This window comes from Prosthecobacter sp. (assembly GCF_020439865.1).
GTDB lineage: Bacteria > Verrucomicrobiota > Verrucomicrobiia > Verrucomicrobiales > Verrucomicrobiaceae > Prosthecobacter.
In genome coordinates this window covers 1-6,565 of the sequence record NZ_JAGRPF010000109.1, presented here as the reverse complement: position 1 = coordinate 6,565, position 6,565 = coordinate 1, and the positions used below count along the sequence as shown (strand labels likewise).

Annotated in this window: 5 protein-coding genes; 3 read left to right on the top strand and 2 right to left on the bottom strand. The window is 61.3% G+C overall.

All coding sequences use genetic code 11. The annotated features are described in order from the left end of the window. Positions 1 to 158 precede the first annotated feature (158 nt). Positions 159 to 1,427, bottom strand: coding sequence for a DUF1552 domain-containing protein (locus tag KDL09_RS12475; RefSeq protein WP_294385413.1), 1,269 nt, complete (start codon positions 1,425 to 1,427; stop codon positions 159 to 161). Positions 1,428 to 1,517: 90 nt separating this feature from the next. After that, positions 1,518 to 2,837 carry a hypothetical protein gene (locus KDL09_RS12470; RefSeq protein ID WP_294385410.1) on the bottom strand — a complete coding sequence of 440 codons (1,320 nt, stop codon included), beginning with the start codon at positions 2,835 to 2,837 and terminating at the stop codon, positions 1,518 to 1,520. 95 nt (positions 2,838 to 2,932) lie between these two features. Here KDL09_RS12470 and KDL09_RS12465 point away from each other — a divergent pair, with 95 nt between their 5' ends. The 3 genes from KDL09_RS12465 to KDL09_RS12455 all read left to right on the top strand — a co-directional run. Continuing rightward, complete coding sequence (locus KDL09_RS12465) at positions 2,933 to 4,063, top strand: sialate O-acetylesterase (RefSeq protein WP_294385407.1); 1,131 nt, start codon at positions 2,933 to 2,935, stop codon at positions 4,061 to 4,063. 4 nt (positions 4,064 to 4,067) lie between these two features. After that, complete coding sequence (locus tag KDL09_RS12460) at positions 4,068 to 5,591, top strand: sulfatase-like hydrolase/transferase (RefSeq protein WP_294385405.1); 1,524 nt, start codon at positions 4,068 to 4,070, stop codon at positions 5,589 to 5,591. 17 nt (positions 5,592 to 5,608) lie between these two features. Next, positions 5,609 to 6,565, top strand: a 957-nt coding sequence (locus KDL09_RS12455) for a sulfatase-like hydrolase/transferase (protein WP_294385402.1), incomplete at its 3' end; no start/stop codon positions are given.

Below are 6,565 nucleotides of genomic sequence, written 5' to 3'. Positions count from 1 at the left end.
GCGGTCGCCCTTCTGCACATCCGCGTCGTGGCACTCCAGGCAGTATTTGCTGAGGAACTGCTGCACGAGCTTCGGTGCATCATCAGCGGCGTGGGCCGCGGACACGAGAACCATCGCCGCCACGCTGACGACGAGACACGAATGACGATTGGAGCGCATCACGCGAAACGTCCTGTGCTGCTGCCGAACGAATCGGTTTCCACGCCCATCTTCTGCGCGATGTCCACGAAGAGATTGCAAAGCGGCACTTTGTTGATGCCTTCACGCGGCACTTCGCGGAATTCACCGTGCTTGTAGCCGCCGCCGGCGAGGAGGATGGGCAGGTCGGAGTTCTTGTGCGAGTTGCCGTCGCCCATGCCGCTGCCAAACATCACGGTGGTGGAGTCGAGCAGCGTGCGCTCGCCGTCGTTCATCTTCGACAGACGCGCGACAAACTTGCCGAAGTGCTCGATCTGATACTTCTCGAGTGTGATGAGGCTTGCGATGGCCTCCGGGTCGTTGCCATGATGCGAGAGGCCGTGCCAGTCCTTCTTGATGCCAAGATGCTGCGGCATGAAGTCGCCGCCGATTTCCAGAGTGGCGATGCGCGTGCTGTCCGTCTGCAACGCGAGCGCGATCATCTCATACAGCAGCGGCAGATCTTCGACCGCGTTGCGGTTCGCGGGCTTTTCAAAGGGCGCTTTCGGCTTCGGCTGGTTCGTCCAGCGCTGGCGCAGTTCGAGGCGCTTCTCCACATCGCGAACGGAGGTCAGGTATTCGTCGAGCTTGTCCTTGTCCTCCTTGTTCACCTTCTTGGAAAGACGATTCGCCTCCTCCAGCACGGAATCGAGGATGGACGCCTGCACCTTGTTTTCCTCCATGCGACGCGCCTGACGCTCCTTCGAGTCGGTGACGAAGAGTTTCTCGAACAGTTCCGCCGGATTCGTCACCGGCGGCACACGCACACCTGATTTCGTCCACGCGATCTGGCAGCCACCATGGATGCCGCCTTCCGAACCGACCGTGAGCGACGGGAAACGCGTCTCAAAGCCAATCTCGTCGGCGAGATACTGGTCGATGGTCACATTGCCATCCGGGCGGTTCTGCGCCTCGGAGTTCAGCACGCCGGAGAGAAAGGAATGCACCGCGAAGTGGCCGCCCTTCACGCCGTGGTCGAGGCCGCGCAGCACGGTCATCTTGTCACGGATGTCCCACACGGGCTCCAGCAGCGCCGTTTTCTCGTAATTGCGGCCCGTGGTCGTGGGGAAAAGGCTCTTCGTCTGGTAGCCGAGCAGATTGCCAATGGCGACGAACCGCCGGGCTCCCATACCTGCTCCTTTCGCAGCCTGCACGGAGCCTCCCGTGGCGCCTTTGGCCATGAGCGAGGACATGCCCGGCAGCGCGAGCGTGGTGCCGAGGGAACTGAGAAGGAAATGACGACGATTCATGCGTGGTGTTTTGGGGGCGCCTAGATACGGTCAAAGGACGCCCTTTGTTGCAGCACAGAACAGGCCAGAGCCGCCCCCGGCTCGCCACTCCTATTTCGACTTCAACCCCGTCGTATTGACCGCGATCACGCGATACGCGTGTTTCTCGCCCGCCGTGGCCTCCTTGTCGGTGAAACGCATCTCGACGAGCGGATTCGTGGGGGTGTCACTGTATTGAAGGCCCTGGAAAATGGGGCGGCCGAAGGGATTCTTCGCCTGCTCGGGCACGGTGCCGATCTGCTTGCCATCGCGCTCGATGATGAAATGCGCGATGCCGCTCTCGAGGTCGGCTTCGGCCTTCCAGGTGAGCTCGTTCCCATTCACCACCACATTCGTCGGCGCAGGCGGCGGGGTGGTGTCGGGGATCTCGGTGTCTTTGACGTATTGCATCCACGCTTTCGCGACCGAAGCGTTCGGCAGCCAGAATGCCTTGTCCTTCTCCCCGGCAAACTTCGCCGCTGGAACGGCCTCGGTGCCGAGCATGGGCGCGAGCCACGCACCGTCCGTCGGCATCGGATTCAGCGCACCACCGCTTTTCTCCGGCAGTCGGGCGGTCAGGCAAGCATCGAGCCAGAGAATGGTGAAGTAGCGCTGATTGCCGCATTCGTGCGAGGTGAAAGGATCCACCGACACGCCGATGAGTCCGCCCTTGCCGCGCACCGCGGTGAAAAATGCCTCGTTCGCGGCCCAGGCACCCGCAAAGCGCCCCTCTTTGACCGTGACACCTTCCTTGGTGCCGAGATTGCACATGATCGGCACCGTCGAAACGGCATCAGGCAGCATGTAGCTCTTGATCGTTGGCCGGGCCGGATTTTCGGTGAGCAAAGGCACCCCCGAGCGCAAAACAGCCGCCGCCACACGATCCGGATGCAGCAACGTCATGCCGCCCGCCCAGTGACCGCCGCCGCTGTGTCCCCACAAGGCCCAAGGCACGGTCGCGAGTTCGGGATGACCGGACTTCGCGCCGAGATCGACCAGCGCCTTTTGAAAGGCGGCATCGGAACCGTTGCGGGGATCGCACCACATCTGGCACTCGGCCTTGTCGGGCTGCTCATACGACGGGCCCATCAGCGCACAGCCATGTTTCTTTGCCAGCGCCTGCCAGTGCAGGTCAAACGCACCCGTGAGACCGGATTTGCACGATCCCTCGCCACAACCATGCTGATGCACGATCACGCCGCGCAACGCCTTCACGTCCGGCGGAATCCACACCGTGTAGTTCACGGGATAAATCAGTTCGCCGGGCTTCGTCGAAGCCTCGTAGCGCACGCGATAGTACGGCGCTTCGGCGGGCGGGAAGAAATCATAGGGCGCGTTCTGCGCGAACGACGAACCGGTCAGGACCAAGAAGAGAAGGGCAAAAGAGCGCATGAGATCAAACCAACAGGCAAGCAGGCGAGAAAGTTGCACACAAGACGAGAAAGACGCATGCCGCGCTCGTTTTTTCATTCTCTCGCGCCACTCACATGTCTTTTCGATCCTCGCTTCTTCTCGCCACGCTGTTGGCCTCGTCTTCGTTGTTCGCGGGAGTGCTGAAACTCTCCCAACCGCTCGACTATCAGGTGATTCAGCGGAACGCGGCGAATCATGGCGATGTTTTGATTCAGGGCACCACGGACCTCGATTTGACGGGTGCGATGTTTCAAACCCGGATCACCAAAGATGGTGAGTGGCAGCCTTGGAACGCCATAATCACGAAAGACGGCTTTTCGGGCCATCTGGAGGCTCCCGCAGGCGGCTGGCATCGACTGGAGGTGCGCGTCACAAAAGGCGATCTAGTGCTCGCTTCGGCGGTCGTGGAGCATTTGGGGGTCGGTGAGGTGTTTGTCGTCGCAGGCCAGTCCAATTCGGCGAATCACGGTCAAGAGAAGCAAAACACGCAGACGCAGCGCGTGGCGTCGTTCGACGGACAGCGCTGGCAACTCGCGAACGATCCACAACCCGGCGCGAGTGGCCGTGGCGGAAGCTTTATGCCGCCGCTGGGCGATGCACTGGTGAAACGCTTCGATGTGCCGATCGGCTTCATCTCCTGTGGGCTCGGCGGATCGAGCGTGCGCGAGTGGTTGCCTAAAGGATCGACCTTTCCGAACCCGCCGACCGTCGAGTCACGTGTCGAAAAACGCCCGGACGGAACGTGGGTCAGCCGAGGCGCGGCGTATGACGCCTTTGTCGCCCGGATGAAGTCCGCTGGCACGAAGGGCTTTCGCGCCGTGCTCTGGCACCAAGGCGAAAGCGACGCGAACCAGAAGGACGCCACGCGCACGCTCGCAGGCAAGCTCTACCGCGAATATCTCGAAAAACTCATCCGTGACTCGTCTCGTGACATCGGCTGGGATCCGCCGTGGTTCGTGGCGCAGGTCAGCTACCACGTTCCCGGCGACGAAGCGTCGCCGGACATCCGCGCCGCGCAGGCGTCGCTCTGGAAAGATGGTATCGCGCTCGAAGGTCCGGACAGTGATGCGCTCAAAGGCAAACTCCGTGAACGCGACGGACAAGGCGTGCACTTCAGCGGCATAGGACTGCAAGCGCACGCCGCTGCGTGGGCAGTCAAAATCATTCCCTGGATCGAACAACGGACTCGCACACCAAAAAACTGATCTCATGAAGTCACTGCTCACCCTTTGCATCCTCCTTTCATCCTTCGGCCTGACTGCTTCGTCATTCGCGGCGCAGCCCAACATCGTCTTCATCATGGCCGACGACCTCGGCTGGGCGGATCCGGGATTCAATGGTGGCGATGCGCGGCTGACGCCGAACATCGACAAATTCGCGAAGCAGGGCACACGCTTCACGCAGTTTTACATGACACCTGTCTGCGCCACGACGCGTGCGGCGCTGATGACCGGACGCTATCCTTTCCGACAGTGGATGGACTGGCGCTCGGAGGACTTCGGCAAGCCGGACTACCTGGCGCTGCTCGGCATGAAACTCGCGCATCTTCCCGACGGCACGCCGACGCGTCGTGTGATGGGACTTCCCACGGAAGAGCGCACCGTCGCGGAGGCGCTGAAGGAGGCGGGCTATTCCACTGCGCTGGTGGGCAAATGGCATCTCGGCGAATGGCTGCCGGAGGAACTGCCGATGGGCCAGGGATTCGATCATCAATACGGCCACTACGCCTGGGGCATCGACTACAACAACAAGACCATCCCGCACAACGCGCCTGCGATATTCGCCGTGTATGACTGGCATCGCGATCAGAAGCCGGTGTTCGAAAAGGGCTACTCGACCGACCTCATCGCCGACGAAGCAGTGCGGCTGATCGGATTGGAGTCGAAGGAGAAGCCCTTCTTCCACTACATCGCCTTCAACGCGATCCACGGCCCGCTTGAAGAGATTCCGCGCCACGTGCCCGAACTGGAAAAACGTGCCGCCGCCATCAAGTGCCTCGATGAAGGCCTTGGCCGCATCCTTGAAGCGATCGACAAGAAGGGCTTCGCTGACAACACACTCGTCATCTTCACCAACGACAACGGCGGTCTGACCGAAGAGGTGAACAAGCCCTGGCGCGGCACGAAGAACACCACATTTGAAGGCGGCATCCGCGTGCCCTTCATCGCCCGTTGGCCCGGCAAGGTGAAACCGGACGCCACGAACGACTCCATGATCAACGTGACCGACCTCCTCCCCACCTTCGTCACGATCGCCGGCGGTTCTTTGAAGCAAAAGCTGCCGCTCGACGGCATGGACATGAGCGCTGTGATGCTGGAAGGCAAACAGAGCCCGCGTGATGAGATCGTCATCGAAGTCGCCGGCAGCGTGCGTCTTCCCACCCTGCGCAAAGGCGACTTCAAACTCGTCGGCAAGGAGCTCTTCAACCTCGCCAGCGATCCCTATGAAAAGACCGACATCGCCGCACAGCATCCCGAGGTGGTCGCGCAAATGCAGGCGCGTTTGAAACAGATCGCCGCCGAACGTCCGCCGCTCGGCGACCTGCCTATCCTGATGGATCCCGCCCTGCCCTACGTCTATGGCCGCGACGAAAACAAGGACGTGCCCGACGAAATCAAATCGCACGTCGATGCCATTCGCGCCACACAGCCCAAGAGCTATCCGCCCGGCACCTACCCCTGGCCAGGCGCTCCGAAGGACGGCAAGGTCATCTACAAAGGCGACGGCCGTTAACCTGACGCGCTTTTTATATGAAGACACTGCTCCCCCTTTGCCTCCTCGTTTCCTCATTTGCCGTCGCCGCGCAGCCCAACGTCATCCTGCTGATGGGCGACGATCACGGCTGGGAGGAGACTGGCTACAACGGTCATCCGTATGTGAAGACACCGGTGCTCGATGAGATGGCCGCAACCGGATTCAAATTTGAAAACTTCTACGCCGGTCATCCGAGTTGCTCGCCCACACGTGCGAGTTTCATGACGGGCCGGCATCCGAACCGCATGGGCACCTTCGCGCCGGGCTGGTCCTTCCGCCCGGAGGAAATCACCTGCGGACATATCATGAGCCGGGCGGGCTATGACTGCATGCATCTGGGCAAATGGCACCTCGGCGCGGTCAAAGCGGAATCGCCGGTGAACCCGGGCAAGATGGGCTTTCACGAATGGCTCTCGCATGACAACTTCTTCGAGCTCAATCCCTCCTTCTCACGCAACGGCGGTCCGCCGGAAGTCTTTAAAGGCGAAAGCTCCGAGATCGTGATCGACGAGCTGACGCAATTCATCGGACGTGCCGGGAAGGAGTCGAAGCCGTTCTTCGCCGTCGTATGGTTTGGATCGCCTCATGAGCCCTACAGCGGCCTGCCTTCCGATCTCGCGCTCTACGACGATCTGCCGGCCAAATACGCCGACAAGAAAGTGAAGCTCACCTCCAACGAAACCGGTGGACAAACCACACGGCCGCAGGGCGAGGTGCTGCGTGAGCGCTATGCCGAGATCACCGCCATGGACCGTTCCATCGGCACGCTGCGGAAGTTTCTCGCCGCACAGGGGCTGCGCGAAAACACGCTGCTCTTCTACTGCGGCGACAACGGCACCTCCGCCGACGGCTCGCTTGTCCGCCCGCATCTCGGCGTCAAAGGCCAGGCCTATGACGGCGACATTCTCGTGCCCTGCCTCATCGAGTGGCCTGCACGCGTGCCAAAGCCACGC